The sequence below is a fragment of the Saccharopolyspora endophytica genome (genome assembly GCF_018070075.1).
Classification (GTDB): Bacteria; Actinomycetota; Actinomycetes; order Mycobacteriales; family Pseudonocardiaceae; genus Saccharopolyspora; species Saccharopolyspora endophytica.
The window spans coordinates 35,197-54,389 of the sequence record NZ_JAGPXE010000016.1 but is presented as its reverse complement, the minus strand read 5'-3'; the positions used below and the strand labels follow the sequence as shown (position 1 = coordinate 54,389).

20 protein-coding genes and 1 riboswitch are annotated in these 19,193 nt (G+C 71.3%); of the genes, 12 read left to right on the top strand and 8 right to left on the bottom strand.

What is annotated here, in order from left to right:
* Positions 1-63 precede the first annotated feature (63 nt).
* The 4 genes from KBO27_RS28940 to dapA all read left to right on the top strand — a co-directional run bounded on the left by KBO27_RS28940 (position 64) and on the right by dapA (position 4,065).
* The gene (locus KBO27_RS28940) at positions 64-1,623 is read left to right on the top strand and encodes a hypothetical protein (protein ID WP_210973034.1); all 1,560 of its coding nucleotides are present in this window, start codon (positions 64-66) and stop codon (positions 1,621-1,623) included.
* Between the two features lie 92 nt (positions 1,624-1,715).
* Positions 1,716-2,441 carry an ESX secretion-associated protein EspG gene (locus tag KBO27_RS28935; protein WP_210973033.1) on the top strand — a complete coding sequence of 242 codons (726 nt, stop codon included), beginning with the start codon at positions 1,716-1,718 and terminating at the stop codon, positions 2,439-2,441.
* Positions 2,442-2,576: 135 nt separating this feature from the next.
* Entirely contained in the window at positions 2,577-3,191 is a 615-nt protein-coding gene (locus KBO27_RS28930) for a DUF3159 domain-containing protein (protein WP_210973108.1), read from the top strand.
* Positions 3,192-3,222: 31 nt separating this feature from the next.
* A complete protein-coding gene (gene dapA, locus KBO27_RS28925; RefSeq protein ID WP_210973032.1) occupies positions 3,223-4,065 on the top strand; it encodes a 4-hydroxy-tetrahydrodipicolinate synthase in 843 nt (280 codons plus the stop codon).
* Between the two features lie 95 nt (positions 4,066-4,160).
* Here dapA and KBO27_RS28920 read toward each other — a convergent pair whose 3' ends face one another.
* Positions 4,161-5,102 (bottom strand): N-acetylglucosamine kinase, encoded by a 942-nt coding sequence (locus KBO27_RS28920; RefSeq protein ID WP_210973031.1) that lies wholly within the window; start codon positions 5,100-5,102, stop codon positions 4,161-4,163.
* 199 nt (positions 5,103-5,301) lie between these two features.
* Here KBO27_RS28920 and KBO27_RS28915 point away from each other — a divergent pair, with 199 nt between their 5' ends.
* Positions 5,302-6,144 (top strand): amidohydrolase family protein, encoded by an 843-nt coding sequence (locus tag KBO27_RS28915; RefSeq protein WP_210973030.1) that lies wholly within the window; start codon positions 5,302-5,304, stop codon positions 6,142-6,144.
* A gap of 4 nt (positions 6,145-6,148) precedes the next feature.
* Here the strand turns inward: KBO27_RS28915 and KBO27_RS28910 are convergent, their stop codons facing one another.
* Entirely contained in the window at positions 6,149-7,189 is a 1,041-nt protein-coding gene (locus KBO27_RS28910) for an SIS domain-containing protein (protein WP_246538337.1), read from the bottom strand.
* Between the two features lie 270 nt (positions 7,190-7,459).
* On the opposite strand from KBO27_RS28910, the gene KBO27_RS28905 reads away from it, so the two are divergent.
* The 3 genes from KBO27_RS28905 (at position 7,460) to KBO27_RS28895 (ending at position 10,477) form a co-directional block, all read left to right on the top strand.
* On the top strand, positions 7,460-8,215 hold the full coding sequence (locus tag KBO27_RS28905) for a GntR family transcriptional regulator (RefSeq protein WP_132676617.1): 756 nt from the start codon (positions 7,460-7,462) through the stop codon (positions 8,213-8,215).
* Positions 8,216-8,436: 221 nt separating this feature from the next.
* Positions 8,437-9,186, top strand: a complete 750-nt coding sequence (locus KBO27_RS28900) for a hypothetical protein (protein WP_210973029.1) — start codon at positions 8,437-8,439, stop codon at positions 9,184-9,186.
* Positions 9,187-9,352: 166 nt separating this feature from the next.
* A complete protein-coding gene (locus KBO27_RS28895; RefSeq protein WP_210973028.1) occupies positions 9,353-10,477 on the top strand; it encodes a S1 family peptidase in 1,125 nt (374 codons plus the stop codon).
* A gap of 84 nt (positions 10,478-10,561) precedes the next feature.
* Here KBO27_RS28895 and thiE read toward each other — a convergent pair whose 3' ends face one another.
* Positions 10,562-11,233, bottom strand: coding sequence for a thiamine phosphate synthase (gene thiE, locus KBO27_RS28890; protein WP_210973027.1), 672 nt, complete (start codon positions 11,231-11,233; stop codon positions 10,562-10,564).
* A gap of 144 nt (positions 11,234-11,377) precedes the next feature.
* Positions 11,378-11,485: riboswitch (TPP riboswitch) on the top strand.
* Between thiE and thiO the strand changes: the two genes are divergently transcribed.
* From thiO to KBO27_RS28875, 3 genes are all read left to right on the top strand, one after another.
* Complete coding sequence (thiO, locus tag KBO27_RS28885; RefSeq protein ID WP_210973026.1) at positions 11,477-12,595, top strand: glycine oxidase ThiO; 1,119 nt, start codon at positions 11,477-11,479, stop codon at positions 12,593-12,595. It overlaps the preceding riboswitch by 9 nt.
* A complete protein-coding gene (thiS, locus tag KBO27_RS28880) occupies positions 12,592-12,792 on the top strand; it encodes a sulfur carrier protein ThiS (protein ID WP_210973025.1) in 201 nt (66 codons plus the stop codon). The genes thiO and thiS overlap by 4 nt, the downstream gene beginning before the upstream one ends.
* 2 nt (positions 12,793-12,794) lie before the next feature.
* A complete protein-coding gene (locus KBO27_RS28875) occupies positions 12,795-13,559 on the top strand; it encodes a thiazole synthase (RefSeq protein ID WP_210973024.1) in 765 nt (254 codons plus the stop codon).
* Between the two features lie 78 nt (positions 13,560-13,637).
* On the opposite strand, the gene KBO27_RS28870 is transcribed toward KBO27_RS28875, so the two are convergent.
* The 3 genes from KBO27_RS28870 to KBO27_RS28860 form a co-directional block, all read right to left on the bottom strand.
* The gene (locus KBO27_RS28870; RefSeq protein ID WP_210973023.1) at positions 13,638-14,285 is read right to left on the bottom strand and encodes a putative T7SS-secreted protein; all 648 of its coding nucleotides are present in this window, start codon (positions 14,283-14,285) and stop codon (positions 13,638-13,640) included.
* A 13-nt stretch (positions 14,286-14,298) separates the two neighbouring features.
* Positions 14,299-14,622 (bottom strand): hypothetical protein, encoded by a 324-nt coding sequence (locus tag KBO27_RS28865; protein ID WP_210973022.1) that lies wholly within the window; start codon positions 14,620-14,622, stop codon positions 14,299-14,301.
* Positions 14,623-14,699: 77 nt separating this feature from the next.
* Positions 14,700-15,572, bottom strand: coding sequence for a hypothetical protein (locus KBO27_RS28860; protein ID WP_210973021.1), 873 nt, complete (start codon positions 15,570-15,572; stop codon positions 14,700-14,702).
* A 310-nt stretch (positions 15,573-15,882) separates the two neighbouring features.
* On the opposite strand from KBO27_RS28860, the gene KBO27_RS28855 reads away from it, so the two are divergent.
* Positions 15,883-16,038 carry a hypothetical protein gene (locus KBO27_RS28855; RefSeq protein ID WP_210973020.1) on the top strand — a complete coding sequence of 52 codons (156 nt, stop codon included), beginning with the start codon at positions 15,883-15,885 and terminating at the stop codon, positions 16,036-16,038.
* Positions 16,039-16,123: 85 nt separating this feature from the next.
* On the opposite strand, the gene KBO27_RS28850 is transcribed toward KBO27_RS28855, so the two are convergent.
* Positions 16,124-18,073, bottom strand: coding sequence for an FUSC family protein (locus KBO27_RS28850; RefSeq protein ID WP_246538335.1), 1,950 nt, complete (start codon positions 18,071-18,073; stop codon positions 16,124-16,126).
* Between the two features lie 171 nt (positions 18,074-18,244).
* The gene (gene thiD, locus KBO27_RS28845; protein ID WP_210973018.1) at positions 18,245-19,078 is read right to left on the bottom strand and encodes a bifunctional hydroxymethylpyrimidine kinase/phosphomethylpyrimidine kinase; all 834 of its coding nucleotides are present in this window, start codon (positions 19,076-19,078) and stop codon (positions 18,245-18,247) included.
* Positions 19,079-19,193: the final 115 nt, after the last annotated feature.

Below are 19,193 nucleotides of genomic sequence, written 5' to 3'. Positions count from 1 at the left end.
TTCCACGAGGACCGCGACTCTGATCGTCGGTCTCCGCAACCGTCCTGCAGATCTGGGGGAATCGTGACGGCACCGCAGAATCCGGCGTCCGCGCCGGGGCCGGCGGGCTTCGAGGCACCGAACCGGCGAGCTCCGGAACCGGGAGGCAGGCGCCGAGCGGACCCGCCGCTGCGAGGTTCGCTGAGCGACGCCGGACCCGGAGGTCCGCCTCCCGCACCGCCCGCACCTCCCGCGCGCCCGGCTCCGCCGGCGCAGCGCCCGGGGCACTTCGACGTGCGCTCCGAGATGGCCGCCCTCGCCGCCGAACCGCACCCGTTCGCGTTCTGGCAGCGGGCGGAACAACTCCCCGACCGCTTCGAGCAGGAGCAGCGCGGGTCCGGACCGGCCAGCAGGCCCGTCACCGAACCCTCGCGCCCGTCCACCGGCGGTCTGCCCTCGTTGTCGGGCGATCTGGGTGGCGCTCCGGCGCGACCGGCCGAGATGTCCGGTTCCCTGGAGCCCGACGAACCGCGCCACGGCCGGCCGGAGAGCGCGAGCCTGAGCGGTTCGCTGCTCCCGCCCGCCGAAAACCCGCGTCCCGCGCCGAATCCGGCTCCGGACAGCGGTCCGCAGCCGCAGGTGCGCGACGGAGTCCTGCGCGGCCCGCTGACCGACGGTCCGCCCAGCGGTCCGGTTCCGCAGGTCTCCGACGCACCGCCACCGGTCGAGGCGCCACGCCCGCCCCACCCGCCGATGGCCCGGCCGCCCATGCCTGAGCCGCCGATGCCCGAGCAGCCGGTGGCTCACCCGCCGACGCCCGAGCCCTCGATGCCCGAGCCGCCGGAAGCCCAGCCCCCGCGGCCTGAGCCTCCGATGTCCGAGCCGCCGGAAGCGCCCTTCGCGGAGCAGGCGTCGTTACCGCCGCGTCCGGACGCCGCCCAGCGCCCGGACGGCCCGCCTCCGAGCCCGCCCGCGGGAATGCCACCGGTCGGCCCGCCGAGCGGTCCGCGCCCGCAGGGCCCGCCGCCGGGTCCGCCGAGCGGCCCGATGCCGCAGGCAGGCCCGCCACCGGGTCGCCCGGCCGGGCCTCCGCCTCCGCAGCACCCCTCGCCACCTGCGGGGTCGCCCGCGCCGCCGAACGGCGGGCAGCAGCGCCCGCCGCGTCCGCAGGGCCCGCCGCCGATGGCACCACCGCCACGACCGGGGCCTCCGCCGGCTCCGCAGCAGCCCGAGCAGCCGGTCGCGCAGCAACCGCCGCGCCGGCCGGAGCCTCCGCGCCCACCGGAACCGCCCCAGCAGGACCAGGAGCGTCCGAAGAGCAGGACGGCGCGCACGCCGAAGATCAACGAACGCGCCGACGGCGGGTTCGGCCCGATGGGCTCGGCCGGTGCCTGGGCGAACGGCACGGGTCGCGCCGGGTACGGGCGCAACACCTCGTGGTCGGCGGACGACTTCAAGGAAGAGCGCCGCGAGGGTGGCGACGACCTGCGCGCCGGTTCCGGCTACAAGCCGGGCGAGACCGGCAGCGGCGCCGTGCCGCAGTTCCTCATCGAGGCCGACGAGCTGTGGGACGACGATGACGGCGGCCGTCTCGTGGCACCGCCGGTGCTCGGCGAGTCACCGGCGAGCTTCCGGGACTTCTGACGCGGCGAAACCCTGGCGAACCGGCCTTCGGGCCGGTCGGGCCGGGGCGCACTGATAACACTGGCTACCGCTGACGCGAAATGTGAGCTGTGATGGTTGAGACGATCACCTTGTCGGCCCCCGCGGTCGATCTGCTCGGTGAGCAGCTGAACCTCACCGTTCGGCAGTACCCGTTCGAGCTGCCGCGCATCGCGGAGCTCCCGGAGGACCGCAACGTCGTCGCCCAGCGGGTGTGGCAGGAGTTGGAGTCCGCGGGGCTGGCCCGCAACGGGCGCCCGGAACCCGAGGTCGAGGACGCGCTGTACCTGCTGTGCAGCTCGGAGGTGTCGATCGCCGCGGCCGGGCTGTTCGACGTCCGCGCCGGGCACCGGTTGGCCGCGCGCGTGGTGGCCACCGGCGAGGTCGGCGTGCTCGGGATCTTCGACGGCCGGGGGATGCGGATGACCTTCCTTCCGCCGAGCGACCTGCCGCGCACCGCCGCCGACCTGCTGCCGGACGCCCCGGTCGGCGCGGGTCCCGCGTTGCGCGCGGTCGCCGACCGGCGCGGCGGCATGCCCGCTGACGCCGACATCGAGGGCCTGCCCGAGCTGCGCGCGGTGACGTCGAGGCCGAAGTTCCGCTTCGGTCACTTCGTCGTCGCGGGTGCCCGGCGGGCGCGCGTGCCCAACCTCATCTGGTTCGACACCGACCAGGGCCGCTACGCGATGCGGGGCGAGCGGGTCGACGGCCAGGACGCCGTGGCCTGCCAGCCCGCCGACAAGCCGACGATCGCCGCGGAGATCGCGACGCTGGTGGAACGAGCCCGCCGCCTCGGGTAGAGGTGGGGTGACCGTTTCGCCGGGAGAGCCACCCGGTCATGAGGCCGGGGTTTGGCCCCCCGCGGAAGTTAGGGCAGGCTTAGTGTCGTGACGCAGGGGCAGACGGACACGGGCCGGGACGATCGCGATTCGTTCATGCGGTTGCTCGGCGGGCGCAGCAGCGCGATCGACGCGAGCCTGCCGCCGGTCGCCTTCGGTGCCGGCTGGTTCTTCGGCGGCGAGTCGATCGTGATCGGCAGCGCGGCGGCCGTGGTGGTCGGTGCCGTCCTCGGCGGCTGCCGGCTCCGCAAGGGCGCTCGCCCGCTCGCGGTCCTGATCAGCTTGCTGGCGGTGATGCTGGGAGCGCTCATCGCGATCCGCACCGGCGACGCCGCCGACTTCTTCCTGCCCCGACTGGCCAGCAACGCGCTGAGCGCGCTGGCCTGGATGACCAGCATCGCGATCCGCTGGCCGCTGCTGGGCGTGGTCGTCGGCGTCGCCCTGCGGCAGGGCCGCAAGTGGCGGCGCGACCCCGATCTGATGCGTGCCTACAGCCGGGCGAGCTGGGTGTGGGTCGGCCAGTACGTGGTGCGGCTGGTCGTGTTCATCCCGCTGTGGCTGGCCGGGGCCACCGGGGCGCTGACCATCGCGCAGGTCGTGCTGACCTGGCCGCTGGTGGCGGTGTGCATCGCGGCGAGCTGGTGGGTGCTGCGCCGCTCGCTGCCCGACGACCACCCGGGCATGCGCCATCCGAGGGAGCCCGCGATGTGACACCTCCGAGGCGCGGGCGCACAATGCGCTCATGTCTCTCGGCAGCGTGATCACCGCGATCGTGACCCCGTTCGACGACCGGCAGAAGGTCGACGAAGAAGCGTTCCTGAACCTGTTCCGGCACCTGTTGGCCAACGGCTCCGACGGTGTCGTGGTGTGCGGCACCACCGGCGAGGCGCCGACGCTGTCGGACGCCGAGCACCTGCGGCTGGTGGAGCTGGCCGTCGGTGAACGCCCCGAGGGCGTCACGGTGATCGCCTCGACCGGCTCCAACAACACCGCGCACGCCTGCTGGATGACCGAGCGCGTCACCGAGATCGGCGCCGACGGCATCCTGTCGGTGACCCCGTACTACAACAAGCCCAACCGGCGCGGGCTCGTCCGGCACTTCACCGAGATCGGCAAGGCCACCGACAAGCCGGTGGTGCTCTACAACGTCCCGTCGCGGATCGGCCTGTCGCTCGACAACGACCTGCTCGCCGAGCTCGGCCAGATCGACAACCTCGACTACGTCAAGCAGGCCGACAACGACGCCCTGGCGCAGATCGACGGCCTCGGCCTCTACGCGGGCAACGACGACGGCTTCGCGCAGGCCCTGGACCTGGGCGCCGTCGGCGGCATCCTCGTCGCCAGCCACCTGGTCGGCCCGCAGATGAAGCAGATGGTCACCGACCCGGCCCGCCGCGCCGAGATCGACGCCTCCCTCAAGCCGCTCTACTCGGCTCTGGGCGTCACCACCAACCCCATCCCGGTCAAGGCGGCCCTCAACCTCCTCGGTCACGAGGTGGGAGCCCCCCGCCTCCCCCTGGTCGAGGCGGACGAGTCCGAACTCCAGGTCATCCGCAACGCCCTCACCGAGGTCGGCCTCTCCTGACCCGATTTCAGCGGAACTCCAACCCCCGATTTCAGTGTCCGGGACCGGATTTCAGTGGAAAACGGGTCCCGGACTCCAGTGGAAATCCGGTGGGGTCAGGGGAGGAGGGTTTTGTGCAGGGAGTTCGGGTCTTGGGTGAGGGGGAGGGCGGCTAGCCAGGCTGCGGCTGCTGCACCGGGGCCTGCGGTGCGGGGTTCCGGCCAGGAGCGGGCTTCGAGCTCGGCGCGCAGCGCCTGACCGATGCGGTTGTCCGGGTGGAGGAGACCACCGGCCAGGACCACCGGGGAGTGCTGATCGGGTCGGGCCGTCGCCGCGGTGTCGGCCAGCAGGACGGCGGCGCGGTGCACGATGTCCTCGGCCGCGTCGTCCTCCGCGCCCGTGACCAGCGGTGCGAGCTCGGCGAGGTGGATCGGTTTGCTCGCGTTGGCCGCCGTGATCACCGCCTTGCGCTCCGGAGCGACGCCGAGGTGACCGCACACCGCCTCGACCAGCCCCTCCACCGGGGCACCGCGCTCCAGCGCGCGCAGGGTGGCGCGCACGGCTTCGCGGCCCAGCCAGTAGGCCGAACCCTCGTCGCCCAGCAACCACCCCCAGCCGCCGATGGTGCCCGCGGTGCGGTGGTCCTCGACGCGTTCGGCGACCGCGCCGGTGCCGGCGATGAGCACCGTGCCCGTCGGTTCCGGGGTCCCCGCGGCGAAGGCGACCACGCCGTCGCTGACCGGCGTGGTCTCGCAGCCCAACCCGAGCCGGGCCCACTCGCTGCGGAAGAACTCGCCGAACGCGGGATCGGCCATCTTGCTCACCCCGGCCATGCCGAGCACGCATCCGCGCACCGCAGCCGGGTCGTGGCCGCCCAGCGCGTCGCGGGCGGCGCCGGCCATCTGCGCGACCGCGTCGGGCGCGGGGTGCGAGTTCGGGTTGCCGCCCGCGGCTTCACCGGTGCCCAGCACGCGGCCGGTCAGGTCGCTGACCAGCGCGCGGCTGCTGGTGCCGCCGACATCCAGACCGAGGACGAGGGCCGTGTCATCACCGTGCATGCGCTCTTTGTACTCTCGCGCGGCGCGATCGGCGGGCGCCGCGACGGGAAGTGGCCAATTCGAGCCCTGGTCTCCGACGCGGAGAGCCGATATACATCGACACGTCGTTTCATCCGTCGGGGAGAAGAGAAAACATGGGCGACGCCTGTACGAGCGCCTGCCGCGTTCAGTCCGATGTGGACATTCGCGGAGGCGCTCGATGACCGTGGACACCCACCATCACCTGTGGGATCTCGACGTCCGCGACCAGCCTTGGATGACCGGCCCGGAGATGGATCCGCTGCGCTGCGACTTCCGCCCGGCTGACCTGCAGGCCGCGATGCGGGGAACCTCGGTGGACGCGACCGTGCTGGTGCAGACGGTCGCCGATCCGGACGAGACCCCCGAGATGCTGGTGTTGGCCGAGACCGTCGACCGGGTGGCCGCGGTCGTCGGCTGGGTCGACCTCACCGCCAAGGACGCCCGCGAGCGGATCGGCCGGTTGCAGACCCATCCCTCCGGCGGCTGGCTGCGCGGCATCCGGCACCAGGTCGAGGACGAGCCCGACCCGGACTGGCTGATCAGGCCCGACGTGCTTGCCGGGCTCGGCGCGGTGGAGGACTCCGGGCTGCTCTACGAGCTGCTCGTCCGCCCGCACCAGCTGCCCGCCGCGATCAAGGCCGCCGGGCAGTTCCCGCAGATGACGTTCGTGCTCGACCACTGCGCGAAACCGGACGTGGCCGCGGGAGAGCTCGAACCGTGGGCGAGCCGGATCCGCGCGCTCGCCGCGCACCCGAACGTCGTCTGCAAGCTGTCCGGCCTGGTCACGCAGGACGACTGGGCGGCGCAACCGGACCCGTCCCGGCTGCGTGCCTACGCCGAGGTGGTGCTGGAGGCGTTCGGGCCGAGCCGGATCATGTTCGGCTCCGACTGGCCGGTCTGCCTGCTCGCCGCTTCCTACGCCGAGGTCCTCGGCGTGGCCAAGGACCTGACCGCCGGGCTCAGCGATGCGGAGCGGGCGGCGGTCTTCGACACCACCGCCCGCGAGATCTACAACCTCTGACCTCTCACGTCGTCTTGGTGACCTTCTGCAGGCCGCGGGGGTTGTCGGGGTCGATGCCCCTGGCCAGCGCCAGGCCCAGGGCCAGCTGCTGGGCGGGCAGGATCTCCAGGATCGGAGCGATCTCCTCGGCCGACTCCGGGACCGGGATCCGGTGCGCGGCCGGGGTTTTCGACGCCGCCGAGCCGATCGCGCAGATGTCGGCTCCGCGCTGGTGCACGGCTTCGACGACCTCGCGCGTCGACTCGCCGCCCAGGCCCGCGCTGCACAGCGCGAGCACCGCGGTCTCGGCGTCGATGGCGGCGACGGGGCCGTGCAGCAGGTCCGCGCCGCTGTAGGAGCGGGCCGACAGGTAGCTGGTCTCGGCCAGCTTCAGCGCGGTCTCGTGCGCGGTGGCCAGCGAGTACCCGCGTCCGGTGGTGACCATCCGGCCGGCGAAGCGGTACCGCTGCACGGCCTCCTCGACCGGGTCGGCCGGGTCGGCGAGCGTGGTGGCCGCGAGGTCCGGGAGGGTTCGGGCCAGGGCGGCACGTCCGCCGCGAATGGCATCGATGAGCAGGTACAACGCCAGCAGCGTGGCGCTGTAGGTCTTGGTGGCGGCGACCGCCTGCTCCGCCCCGGCTCGGATGTTCAGCGACAGCTCGGCGGCCGAGGCGAGCGGGGAGTCCGTGGTGTTGGTGACCGCGACGGTGAGCGCGCCGCTGGCCCGGCCGGACTCGGTGACCGCGACCAGATCGGGCGAGCCGCCGCTCTGGCTGACGGTCAGCAGCAGCACGTCGGTGAGGTCCGGACGTGCGCCGTAGAGCGTGGTGGTCGAGGGTGAGGTCAGGCCGACGGGCAGTTGCAGGAGCACCTCGATCAGGTACTTCGCGTACAGCGCGGCGTGGTCGCTGGAGCCGCGCGCCGCGAGCAGCGCGAACCGCGGACGGCGCTCGGCGATGACCGCCGCGACCTCGGCGAACTGCTCCTGCGCGGCCAGCAGGTCCGCGAAGATCGCGGGCTGCTGGCCGATCTCGTGCTTCATGTGGGTGCCGGGGGTGGCGGACATCTCGGCCCATCCCTTCCATAAGGTCCAGACCAATTCTACCCGGTCCGGAACCGGAGAGCACCATCGTTCGTCCGATGGTCGCCTTCACCACAGCCGCCGGGGCGTCGCGGATTGTGGTGAGCGACACTCATTGTCAACAGGAATCGGCGTTAGTGTGCACGCACACCAAAGTCTGAATTGATCAGTGCGGACGATCTGCCGGAGACGCGTTTCGCGGGGCCGCGCGGTCGGGCATGCTCGGAGGTCAGGCTGCGGCGGGTAGGAGGAACGATGCTCGACACGACCGTGTCCGGCGGGGCGGATTCGCAGGGCCGCGCACCACGGGAACCGAAGTACTGGGGGCTCAAGCAGCACCTGCTCGACCTGCTCAGGTCGATGCCGCCCGGCTCGCCGATCCCGACCGAGCGCTCGCTGGCCTCCGAGTTCGACGTCTCGCGCACCACCGTCCGCCAGGCGCTGGCCGAGCTGACCGTGGAAGGCCGGCTGCTCCGCGTGCAGGGCAAGGGCACCTTCGCCGCCAAGCCCAAGGTCGCCCAGCGGCTCCAGCTGTCCTCCTACACCGAGGACATGCGCGCCCAGGGCAGGCAGCCGACCTCCCGGCTGCTCGAGGTCGTCGAGGAAGCCGCCGACGAGGAGCTCGCCGTCCTGCTGGGCACCAAGGCCGGCTCCGCCGTGCTGCGGCTGCGCAGGCTGCGGCTGGCCGACGCCGAACCGATGGCGATAGAGACCACGCACCTGCCGCTGGCCCGCTTCCGCGGCCTGACCGCGAAGCTGGAGTCCGGCGGGTCGCTCTACCAGGTGCTGCGGGAGACCTTCGAGGTCGAGCTCGGGCACGCCGAGGAGACCATCGAGACCGCCCTGGCCAGCCCGGAGGAGGCCGAGCTGCTCGGCTCCGACGTCGGCCTGCCGATGCTGCTGCTGTCCCGGCACTCCTTCGACACCGAGGGCCGACCGGTCGAATGGGTCCGCTCCATCTACCGCGGAGATCGGTACAAGTTCGTCGCGCGGCTCAACCCGCCCGCTTGATCGCATAACGGTGCGCAATCGCGTTTTCGCGCAGCGACACCGCTTTTCGTTACACGTCGTGGGAGTCCTCACGAAAGAGGCCGAGGCGGAGCAATCCGGCCCCGCGCGCGCGTTGGTGATGCAGATGTGCGACTCCAATTGCGTGTGTGAGGGAAATGGCGAGGGGCGGAGCGGATTCGGCTGAAGATCAGCCGGAGAAGCAGAGCGAGAAGAAGACGCAGGTGTCACCGGCGCAGGTCGGTGGCGCTGCGCTGGCGTCGGTGACGGCGGCCTTCCTGGGCTCGCGGCTCGGCGTCGCGGGAACCGTCGTGGGCGCGGGCCTGACCAGCGTGATCATCACGATCGGCGGCGCGCTCTACCAGCGGTCGATCGAGAAGACCAGGGAGAAGGCGGTCGTCGCCGCCGCGCGGGCCTCGGTGCTGCGGCAGCGCCGGACCCAGTCCACCCAGGTCTCCGGAACCGAGGCGGCGACCCGGAAGATCGAGGTCACGGGCTTGCAGTGGCCGGGTGGCGAAGCCGTCGAGGAACCCGCCGCCGAGCGCGCCGGCACCCGGACCGTGCTCTCCCCGCCGGTGCCGCGCCGCAGGTGGGGGCGCTGGACCCTGGTCGGCGCGACCTGCGCGGCGGTGTTCGCGGTGAGCATGCTGCTGGTGACCGGTTTCGAGGGCCTCACCGGCCGCCCGCTGTCCGGCGGTGACGGCACGACGCTCGGCCGGGTGCTCCAGCCCGCCCCGCGGGCTCCGGTCAGGACCGAGCCCGCCGAGCCCACGACCAGCGAACCGGCGCCGACCAGTGAGACGCCGACGCCGGAACCATCCGCTCCGCCGACCAGCTCGCAACAACCCGCCCCGAGCGCGCCGCCGACGCAACCAGCGACGCAGCAGCCGAGCGAAACCGGTTCGCCCGCAACGCAATCCTCGACCACCGAACCGGCACCCGAGTCGGCCGCTCCGGAGCTGCCGATCCGATAAATGCGAAAAACGGTGAAATGCGCCTCATTCAGATGTTGATCAAGAGGCAATCGGAGTTGTTTTGCGCACATTGCGCTAAAAGCTGGATGTGATTCCCCTGAGAAAATCTGATACTGGACCGGCGACGGGGCCTTGAGAGATCAGGTCATTACAAGGGAGACACGAGATGAAACGTAGACTCGCGGCTCGCATTGCCGGGACCGTTCTGGTCACCGCGGGCACGGTCGCCGCGCTGACCATGCCGGCCACCGCCACCGCACCCACCGCCGTCCCGGTGGCGGGCACGCTGCTCGACGCGATGCAGCGCGACCTCGGCCTCACCGAGGAGCAGGCCCTCGACCGGCTCCAGCTCGAGTCCGCCGCTCAGCGCACCGAGAGCACCCTGCGCGACGCGTTAGCCGACTCCTTCGGCGGCGCCTACTTCGATTCCGCCACGGGCAAGCTCGTGGTCGGCGTGACCGACGCCGCCCGCTCCGAGCAGGTCCGCGCCGCCGGTGCCGAGGTCCGCCAGGTCGCCTTCAGCACCCAGCAGCTCAACGGGGTCGTCGACGGCCTCAACGCGGGCAAGGCGCAGGCGCCGAAGAGCGTCACCGGCTGGTACGCGAGCAACAAGCAGAACGCCGTCGTCGTCACTGTCAAGCCGGGTGCCGCCGCCGAGGCCGCGCAGTTCGCGCAGGCCGCGGGCGTGCCCGCGGAAGCGGTGAAGGTCGTCGAGTCGCAGGAGCAGCCCCGGACGCTGATGGACGTGGTGGGTGGCAACGCCTACTACATCGGCAGCGGCGCTCGCTGCTCCGTCGGTTTCGCCGTGGAGGGCGGGTTCGTCTCCGCCGGCCACTGCGGCGGGACGGGCGACACCACCACCGAGCCCAGCGGCACCTTCGAGGGCTCGTCCTTCCCCGGTGATGACCACTCCTTCATCTCCGTCGGCACCGACGACACCCCGCAGGCCGCGGTGAACGACTACAACGGCGGCACGGTCGCCGTGGCCGGTTCCACGGTGGCCTCGGAGGGCGCGTCGATCTGCCGCTCCGGTTCCACCACCGGCTGGCACTGCGGCACGCTGGAGGCCAAGAACCAGTCCGTGCAGTACGAGCAGGGCACCGTCGAGGGCCTGACCCGCACCGACGTCTGCGCCGAGCCGGGCGACTCCGGTGGCTCGTTCATCTCGGGCGACCAGGCCCAGGGCATGACCTCGGGCGGTTCGGGCGACTGCACCAGCGGTGGCACGACCTACTTCCAGCCGGTCAACGAGGCCCTGTCGGCCTACGGCGTCTCCCTGCTGACCCAGTGATCGCCTGACAGCGGCTCCCGCTGACACCACGTCACGCACGACGACCCCCGGGATCTTCGGCCCCGGGGGTCGTTCGTCGTCAGATCAGGGCAGCCGCGCCCGCAGGTCGCGGGCGGCGGCTTCGGGGTTGTCTGCGGCGGTGATCGCGCGGACCACCACGATGCGCTCGGCACCCGCCTCGATCGCCTCGTCGACGTTCTCGGGACCGATGCCGCCGATGGCGAACCACGGACGGCCGTGCCCCCGGTGCTCGGCGGTGTGCCGGACCAGGTCGATGCCCGCGGCGGGACGTCCGGGCTTGGTCGGGGTCGTCCACACCGGCCCGGTGCAGAAGTAGTCCACGCCCGGCTCGGTCGCCGCCGCGTCGGCCTGGGCGATGTCGTGCGTCGAGCGACCGATCACCACCTGGTCGCCGACGACGCGGCGGGCGAGGTCCACCGGCAGGTCGTCCTGGCCCAGGTGCAGCACGTCGGCCTCCGCCGCCAGCGCGACGTCCGCGCGGTCGTTGACCGCCAGCAGAGCACCGTGCCGCACGCAGGCCTCGGCCAGCACCTCCAGCGCGGCGAGCTCGTGGCGGGCCTCCAGCGGAGCACCGCCCGGGCCCTTGTCGCGCAGCTGGATGATGTCGACACCACCGGCGAGCGCGGCGTCGGCGAACTCCGCGAGGTCACCTCGCTCGCTGCGAGCGTCGGTGCACAGGTACAACTTCGCCTCGGCCAGGCGAGCGCGAATCCCGAAGCCGTCCAATCCAGGCATGTCCCCAGCCTAGCTGTTGCGAAAACGCGGCTAGCCGCTGTTTCACGCGCGGGACTCAACTCCACCGCCAAGCGAGGTGATCCCTTTCAGCAGATCCTCCGGACCAGGCGCTGACGTGGCGATCTGTTGACGGGTACGGTGGACGGTGGTGAGCACGGGAGCCCGGCGGACCGGGCTGAGAGGGAGCGCAGGGCTCCGACCGTCGAACCTGATCCGGGTCATGCCGGCGCAGGGAGCGTGGAGTTGTCTGGGAAACGAACCGATCATGTCGTCGTGGTGGGCGGCGGAGTCGTGGGCCTGTCGGTGGCCTGGCGCGCCGCAGCGGCCGGGAACCGGGTGAGCCTGGTCGATCCGGCCCCCGCCTCAGGTGCCTCGTACGTCGCGGGCGGGATGCTCGCACCACTCGCCGAGGCGTGGCCCGGCGAGGAAGAACTGCTCGAACTGGGCTCGACGTCGCTGAACCGCTGGCCGAACTTCGCCGATGAGCTCGGCCGCGCGTCCGGTCTGCCGTCCGGGCTGCGCACCGAGGGCACGCTGATGTTCGGCGTCGACGGCGCCGACCGCGAAGAGCTCGACAACGTCGCCGGATACCTGGCCGGGCTGGGCCGCAGCGTGACCCGGTTGACGGGCCGCGAACTGCGCAGGCGGGAGCCCTCGCTGGGCCCGGCGGTGCGCGGTGGGCTGGAGGTCCCGGGTGATCTCGCGGTGGACAACCGGTTGGCGCTGACCGCGCTGCGGGCAGCGGCGGAGGCGGCGGGCGTGGAGTTCATCGCCGAACGCGCCGAGGCGGTCCGGGCAGGCGCGGTCGAGCTCGCCGAGTCCACTGTGGAGTGCGACGTCGCGGTGATCTCCGCAGGCGCGCACTCGGGTTCGCTGCACCCGGCGCTCACCGATCGGATCCGCCCGGTCAAGGGCGAGATCCTGCGGCTCCGGCGACGCGCCACCGCGCTGCCCCCGCCGACCCGCACCGTGCGCGGCCCGGTGCGCGGCAGGCCCTGCTACCTGGTGCCGCGCGACGACGGGGGAGTGGTGCTCGGCGCCACCCAGCACGAGGTCGGCTTCGACACCGAGGTCACCGTCGGCGGCGTCCGCGACCTGCTCGCCGACGCCGAGACCGTGATGCCGGGCATCGCCGAGTACGCGCTGGTCGAGGCCACCGCCGGGCTGCGCCCGAGCACCACCGACAACCTGCCGGTGATCGGCTGGCTGGAGCCGGGAGTGCTCGCCGCCACCGGACACCACCGGGGCGGGTTCCTGCTCACGCCGGTCACCGTCGACGCCGTGCTGGCGCTGCTGCGCGGCGAAGAGCCGGAACCGCTGATCAAGGCCACCGATCCGAGCCGTTTGGGAGGGCAGCAGTGAACGTCGTGATCAACGGCGACGCACGGGAGGTCGCCGCGGGCGCCACGCTCGCGTCCGTGCTGGACGACTTCGGCGTGCCGGAACGAGGCGTGGCCGTGGCGCTGGACGGCGCGGTGGTGCCGCGCGCGTCGTGGCCCACCACGGAGCTGCACGCCGACGCAGGCATCGAAGTCCTCACCGCAGTGCAAGGAGGGTGACCGTGGACGACCCATTGCTGATCGCCGGCCGCGAGTTCGGTTCGCGGCTGATCACCGGGACCGGCGGGGCGAACAACCTCGCCGTGCTGGAGCGCGCGCTGATCGCCTCCGGAACCGAGCTGACGACCGTCGCGATGCGCCGCGCCGACGCCGGTGGCGGCACCGGTGTCCTCGACCTGCTGCGCAAGCTCGGCATCGAGGCACTGCCCAACACGGCGGGCTGCCGCACCGCCGCCGAAGCGGTCCTCACCGCGCAGCTCGCCCGCGAAGCCCTGGAGACCAACTGGGTCAAGCTGGAGGTGGTGGCCGACGAGGACACCCTCCTGCCCGACCCGATCGAGCTCCTGGACGCGGCGGAGCAGCTGGTGGACCAGGGTTTCGTCGTCCTCGCCTACACCAACGACGACCCGGTCCTGGCGCTGAAGCTGGAGGAGGTCGGCTGCGCGGCGGTCATGCCGCTGGGCTCGCCGATCGGCACCGGGCTGGGCATCCGCAACCCGCACAACATCGAGATGATCGTGTCCCGCGCCACCGTCCCGATCGTCCTCGACGCGGGCATCGGCACGGCCTCCGACGCCGCCCTGGCGATGGAGCTCGGCTGCTCGGCGGTCCTGCTGGCCACCGCCGTCACCCGCGCCCAGGACCCGGAGCGCATGGCCACGGCCATGCGCAGCGCCGTCGAAGCGGGCCGCCTGGCCTCCCAAGCGGGCAGGATCCCCCAGCGCTTCTGGGCCCAAGCCTCAAGCCCAGGCACGCCCATGGGCTGACCCCCGACGGTTTTGGTCCGACCTGACCAGGCGAAACGGACGTCGATCATGGTCGGGCCCAAACCGCTCCGCTGCTGATCACCTCTGCACGGCGTCGAGCACTGCGGCGTTCAGATCGCGCAGCAGGCGTCGGTACTCGTCGTTGTCGACGAACGCGAGCGCGGGCGAGGGCGACGCAGTCGGTGTCTGAGGTGAAGGCGCCTCTTGGTCCTGCGTCTGCTCCGAGGTCGCTTTCGGCTCTGGGGTTCTTTCCTCGGGCTCCGGTGCCCGTTGCTGCGGGACGACGCCCAGCACGCGGCGCAGGGAAACGAGTTCCAGGTTCGCCTTCCTGATCACCTCGGCGGCTCGCCGCCCCTCGCCGTCGAGCTGGAGGTGCCAACGATCGAGATTCGTCCGCGCGATCGCGACGGCGTCCGGCTGATACCCGCTCTCCCGCACTTCTGCCAGCTGCGAGTTGCTGAGCGTCTGCAGGTATTCGAGCGTGCCCCTGTAGCCGGTCAGCGCGGTGGCCGCTTGACGGTGTGAGTCCGCTACTCGCAGCCAGTTCAGCGCGATCGCCGACTGGACCTCGTCGTAGCGATCGCGAGCAGGTCCTTCCCAGGTGGCGGTGCGGACCAGGCGCATCGTCTCGCCGACGGACTCCAGCCGGTCGGCGAGGGCCTTGAGCCGATCGCACTCGCCGGCGAGGCCGAGGGCGTTGCCGCGAATCGGGATCAGGTCGTTCATCGGTTCTCGCTCGCTACTGGTCCCGCAGCATCGCGGAGAGCCGGTCTGCCAATCCGTTGTCGAGGTCCTCGTAGTCGCGGGCCGCGTCGACCACGCGGTTCACCAGCTCGGTCGAATCGGCGAGCAAGAGGTCGAAGGTCGCCGACGAGGTGCGCTGGAATTCGGCCAGCTCCGCACTGAGCGTTTCGTTGCCGACCTCGCCGGCACCGAGTTGGTACTTCAGAACGGACCCGGAGCTGAAGTCGTGGGTGGTTTTGCGGACCCTGTTCGCGGACTCGCGCATTTCCTGCGGGTCGGCGGAGAAGCGGCCACGAATCGGCTCCGTCGCTCGAGTCATGCGCGAGAAGATACCGCACTGATCCTTCTCGCCGTGGCTGGTTCCCCGATTCTGAAATTGATCGGGCAACTACCCGCTCATTGCTCTGATGTTTGCGCTTGTCGGAGTTGCTCGATCAGTTCGGGAGGCAGCGGAAGGGTTCCGGTGAGGTCGCCGTCGCGGTCGGCCAGCGGGTTCACCAGAATGCCCACGCGGCGGCCGCGGCGACGCAAGTGGGCGATGAGTTCGGCGCCGGTCAGGTTCAGAGGTGTTCCGCCCCAGTCCGGTTGTGCCGCCCTGCGATAGGCGTCGAGTCGCCCCATGTCCTCGAAGGCGCAGATCCAGCTCCCGAAACTCGCCATGTCGGCGACTGCGGCGACGTGCTTGTCGTTGCGCGGAACGAGCAGCGGGCTCGCGAGGAAGCGCTGAACCAAGTAGTCGGAGGCTGCCTGAGGTCCTTGCGTGATCGTGATCGAACTGCTCAGGGGTGTTGTTCTCGGGGTGGTCGGAGCCCCCGAGCCGGCGACGGGTGCCGCTCCCGCGACGGCGGGGCTCCGCTCCTGATCGAGAACCGCTCTGATCTCGTCCGGCGAGATCGGCGGCCAGGGCCTGTTCAGCTTTCCCGCGATGTGATCACGTATGACCTCGACGCCGCGGTCGAGGGTCCGCGCGGAATTTCCCTTCCCCAGGCGCTTGCTGAGCTCCTTGATGCGGTCACCGTGATTGAGGGGGTTGAGCACGGGATCGGGATCGAGGTTGTAGCTGACCCTTGCGATCTCCAGCTTCGCGGCATCGAGATCGGCTACGGACTGGCGCACGCGAATGATGGTCCGCGCCATCACCTCGGCGGCATTGGTGGTTTCGATCTGCCACGTCCTGCGCAGTGGTCCCAGCTTCTTGCGCAGGTCTCGCTTGCGGACGCCGAGTCCCTTGTTCAGGCTCTCCACGGCGTCGAGCAGCTCTCGACTCAAAGTCATTCCAGCAAGTCCCCCAGGCGTCAAGACCGCCGGAGGTTAGACAGCTGTTGAGGCAAGGTCAACTCTGAACAGGGAGGATGGCGAGAACTTGCCAGGTCTCCGCCAGATTCTCGCCACGATCTCGCCAGGAATCTGCCATTCGGTTTGCCGGATTCGGGCGGGGGTATTTGTTTTTGCCAAGTTCTCGCCAAGGGGTTTTATCGGCTGCCTGGCGGATTTTTGGCGGCTATTGCGAATAGATTCGACAATCCCGTTTCGGGGTGGATAGCGTCGTTTTCGTTCCGAACGAACTCAAGGAGGATCAATGAATTCCGAATACATGTACGTGCTCATGCTTCTGATTTCGCAGGTCTGCTGCCCGATCATGTGGGCCCTCGCGCACAGGAGGCCGATGGCGACCGGGTATCCCCGCAACTGGGGCAATGGCCCGTGGGTGCCGGACAACCCCTACGGCGTCTGACCGCTCGCCCGGGTTGGGGTTGTTCGAGCCCCAACCCGGGCCTTCTCTGACCGGCCGAGACGCGCGGCGAAACCGACCCCCGGTCTCAGCGGATGTGGAGGCGTTCGGGGCGGACGAAGCTGATCGTGTAGCTCTTCCACGGGTTGTCGTAGCCGAAGGTCCGGTCGATGGCCTGGCGGGCGTGGAGGGCGTTCTCGACCAGGGAGCTCGCCAGGAGTTCCGAGGCCGGGGCGCCGCTGGCCGGGATGTCGGGGATCTTCGCCGTGGACTTGCCGCCCAGCAGGTCGTCGACCGCGCGCAGCGCCGGGACCGCGACCTTGCGCTCCTCGGCGGGCCGGAAGGCCAGCGTGGCGACGTCCTGGCGGAGCGCGTCGAGCGCGATCGCCGCGGCGCGGGTGGCGTGGTTGTCGTCGGTCTCCTCGCCGGTGCCGTCCAGCAGCGCGGGCATGCCCAGCAGGTCCTGGGTGCGGCGCAGCGCCAGCACGTTCGCGGCCTGCAGCGCCTTCGGGAGATCGGCGCCCTGGCCGGAGGCGCGGACGCTGCGCAGCAGCTCCGAGACCGACCAGACGGTGGAGCGGACCGCGCCGCGCACGTCCGGGACGATGCTGCTCGGCAGCACCAGGTAGCTCACGTAGCCGACGATCAGCGCGATCGCCGCACCCACCGCCGTGTTGGCGGCGAAGCTGATCCCGACGTTGACCAGCGGGCGGTCCAGCGCCATCGCCTGATCCACCACGGTGATCACGATCAGGCAGCCCAGCACCACCTGGTACTCGGCGCGCAGCCTCGGCATGTTCAGCAGCATTCCGCCGATGACCAGCGGGATCAGCAGGTAGGCGCCCGGCAGCAGGGTGATCAGGATGGCCAGGGCGGTCACGCCCAGCACCGCGCCACCGGTGCGTTCCAGCGCGCCGGTCATGCTGTCGCGGGCCGCCGGAGCGAGGACCACGTACAGCGCGAGCAGCAGGCTCGACGCCGACGGATCGCGCAGCAGCAGCACGATCACCATGCCGACCGCGACGGCCAGCGTGCAGCGCAGCGCGTGCCGGAACAGGGAGGACCGGAACGACAGGTGCGCGCGCACCGCGCCCAGCAGCCGCTCCCGCAGGGCGCCGTCCTCGGCGGGCGGCACCGGGCTCTCGTCGCGGTTGACCACGGCGGCGCGGATCCGGTCCAGGCCCTGGTTCACGCCGGCGACGGCGTCGGGCATGTCCTGCCGCCCGCCCCGGGCGATGACGGCCTGGGCGGGGTCGCGGCGGGCGGCCATCGGCAGGCCGGTGCAGGCGCGGGAGCGGATCGCGCGGGCGAGCTCGGCGGCGACCAGGTCGGCTTCGGCGACGATCTCGCGGAGCCGTTCGGCCTCGATCCGGTCGCTCTGCTGGGCCTGCGCGAGCAGCGTCTCGCGGGCGGCTCGGAACCGCGCAGAACCCGCCAGGACCTGCCCGAGCCAGGTGCTGGAACCGTCGGCGCGCCACGCGGCGGCGGCTGATTCGAGCACGCCGGGACCGGGGGTCAGCAGCGTCCGGGCCACCGCGACGCGGGTCGCGTGCCCGGGGTCGCCGACCCCGGTGATCACCCGCAGCAGCAGCGCGAAGAGCCCACCGGCGGCGGTCGAGGCCAGCAGGACCAGGAACGGCTGGTCGTTGCCGATGCCGGTCGTGGTGGTCACCAGGGTCGCGGCGGCGAAGATCTGCCCGCCGATGCGGTAGTGCTCACCCAGCGCGGGCAGCATCCCGGTGCCGAACACGACCACCGCGACGGCGAGCCCGGCCAGCACCGGGACCTTGGTCAGCATCGGGCCGACGGCCATCATCAGCACCAGCGCAGGCGTCAGCCACATGAACCTGCGCAGGTCGGAGCGCAGCGCCTGACCGCTGGTGGCGGTCAGCGCCAGCACGGTGGTCAGCGCTCCCAGCAGCACCGGGGTCTGCAGCTCGAAGAACCAGCCCGCGAACGTTCCGGCGATCACGGCGAGCACCACCAGCAGCACGTACTGGCGCTGCCGAGGATCCGGCGCACCCGCCTCGGTGGCCATCCATCCCCGTGCCCTTGTCAACACCGCTCTAGCCACGCTCTCGCAAACCCCTGTCGTCCCTCGCCGCGCCCTCCAGGTTCCGCGCCTGGAGTTACGCCCCTCTCCAACATATGTCGACGAGTAGCACCTATCGGGTTACAGAATGCGGACGAGAATCACTCAAATGATTGGTCAGTACGAGCGAGGGCTGATCCGCCAGAAGGTCGAGACCGGTCCCACTCCGGAGCCGAGCGGGTAGGCGTCGGCGACGCTGCGGGTGACGAACCGCTTGCCCCCGCGCACCGCGTCCGGCATCGAGGCGCCCTTGGCCAGCGCGGCGGTGATCGCCGAGGCGAACACGTCGCCGGCGCCGTGGGTGTGCTCGGTGGCGTAGCGCGGGCCGGGCAACTCGATGGACTCCGTGCCGTTGAAGAGCAGGTCGACGCACTCGGGATCGTCGGGCAGGTGACCGCTCTTGATCAGCACCCACTCCGGTCCGAAGGCGTGGATCGCCTTGGCCGCGTCCAGCAGGTCCTCGCGGGTGCGCGCGTCGATGCCGGTGAGCAGCCGCACCTCGTCGAGGTTCGGGGTGGCCAGCGTGGCCCGGGGGAACGCCCGGTGGCGCAGCGCGTCGAGCGCGTCCGTCCGCAGCAGCGGTTCACCGCTGCGCGACGCGGCCACCGGATCCACCACGAACGGCGTCCTGCCGCCGCGCCCGATCCCGTGCCGGTCGCAGGCGTCCAGGACGGCGTCGATGGTGGCGGCCGAGGCGAGCACCCCGGTCTTGGCCGCGCCGACGCCGATGTCGGAGGCCACCGCGTCGATCTGCGCTGCCACCGTCTCCGGCGGGATCTCCACGAGCCCGGTCACGCCGACGGTGTTCTGCACGGTCACCGCCGTCACGGCGGTCATGCCGTGCACCCCGCAGGCGAAGAAGGTCCGCAGGTCGGCATGCATGCCCGCGCTTCCGCCGGAATCCGATCCGGCGATGGTCAGCGCGGTGGGCGGAGCGGTCTCGTCGTGCATTCCCAGAATGCTACGTGCCGCGTGATCCCCTCCGACGGCGTAGCTGCTGACGCCTCGATGGTTTCCGGATAGGCTCGTGACCAGGCAGATCACAAGATTGTCAGAGGCGGTGAGT

Excerpts from the sequence above, each read along its gene's own strand:
- KBO27_RS28930 (WP_210973108.1), top strand. The coding sequence starts at position 2,577 with ATGCGGTTGCTCGGCGGGCGCAGCAGCGCGATCGACGCGAGCCTGCCG.
- KBO27_RS28850 (WP_246538335.1), bottom strand. The coding sequence starts at position 18,073 with ATGGCCACCGAGGCGGGTGCGCCGGATCCTCGGCAGCGCCAGTACGTG.
- dapA (WP_210973032.1), top strand. The coding sequence starts at position 3,223 with ATGTCTCTCGGCAGCGTGATCACCGCGATCGTGACCCCGTTCGACGAC.
- thiD (WP_210973018.1), bottom strand. The coding sequence starts at position 19,078 with ATGCACGACGAGACCGCTCCGCCCACCGCGCTGACCATCGCCGGATCG.
- KBO27_RS28935 (WP_210973033.1), top strand. The coding sequence starts at position 1,716 with ATGGTTGAGACGATCACCTTGTCGGCCCCCGCGGTCGATCTGCTCGGT.
- thiE (WP_210973027.1), bottom strand. The coding sequence starts at position 11,233 with ATGCCTGGATTGGACGGCTTCGGGATTCGCGCTCGCCTGGCCGAGGCG.
- KBO27_RS28920 (WP_210973031.1), bottom strand. The coding sequence starts at position 5,102 with ATGCACGGTGATGACACGGCCCTCGTCCTCGGTCTGGATGTCGGCGGC.
- KBO27_RS28855 (WP_210973020.1), top strand. The coding sequence starts at position 15,883 with ATGAATTCCGAATACATGTACGTGCTCATGCTTCTGATTTCGCAGGTC.
- KBO27_RS28895 (WP_210973028.1), top strand. The coding sequence starts at position 9,353 with ATGAAACGTAGACTCGCGGCTCGCATTGCCGGGACCGTTCTGGTCACC.
- KBO27_RS28865 (WP_210973022.1), bottom strand. The coding sequence starts at position 14,622 with ATGACTCGAGCGACGGAGCCGATTCGTGGCCGCTTCTCCGCCGACCCG.
- KBO27_RS28915 (WP_210973030.1), top strand. The coding sequence starts at position 5,302 with ATGACCGTGGACACCCACCATCACCTGTGGGATCTCGACGTCCGCGAC.
- KBO27_RS28905 (WP_132676617.1), top strand. The coding sequence starts at position 7,460 with ATGCTCGACACGACCGTGTCCGGCGGGGCGGATTCGCAGGGCCGCGCA.
- KBO27_RS28870 (WP_210973023.1), bottom strand. The coding sequence starts at position 14,285 with ATGAACGACCTGATCCCGATTCGCGGCAACGCCCTCGGCCTCGCCGGC.
- KBO27_RS28910 (WP_246538337.1), bottom strand. The coding sequence starts at position 7,189 with ATGTCCGCCACCCCCGGCACCCACATGAAGCACGAGATCGGCCAGCAG.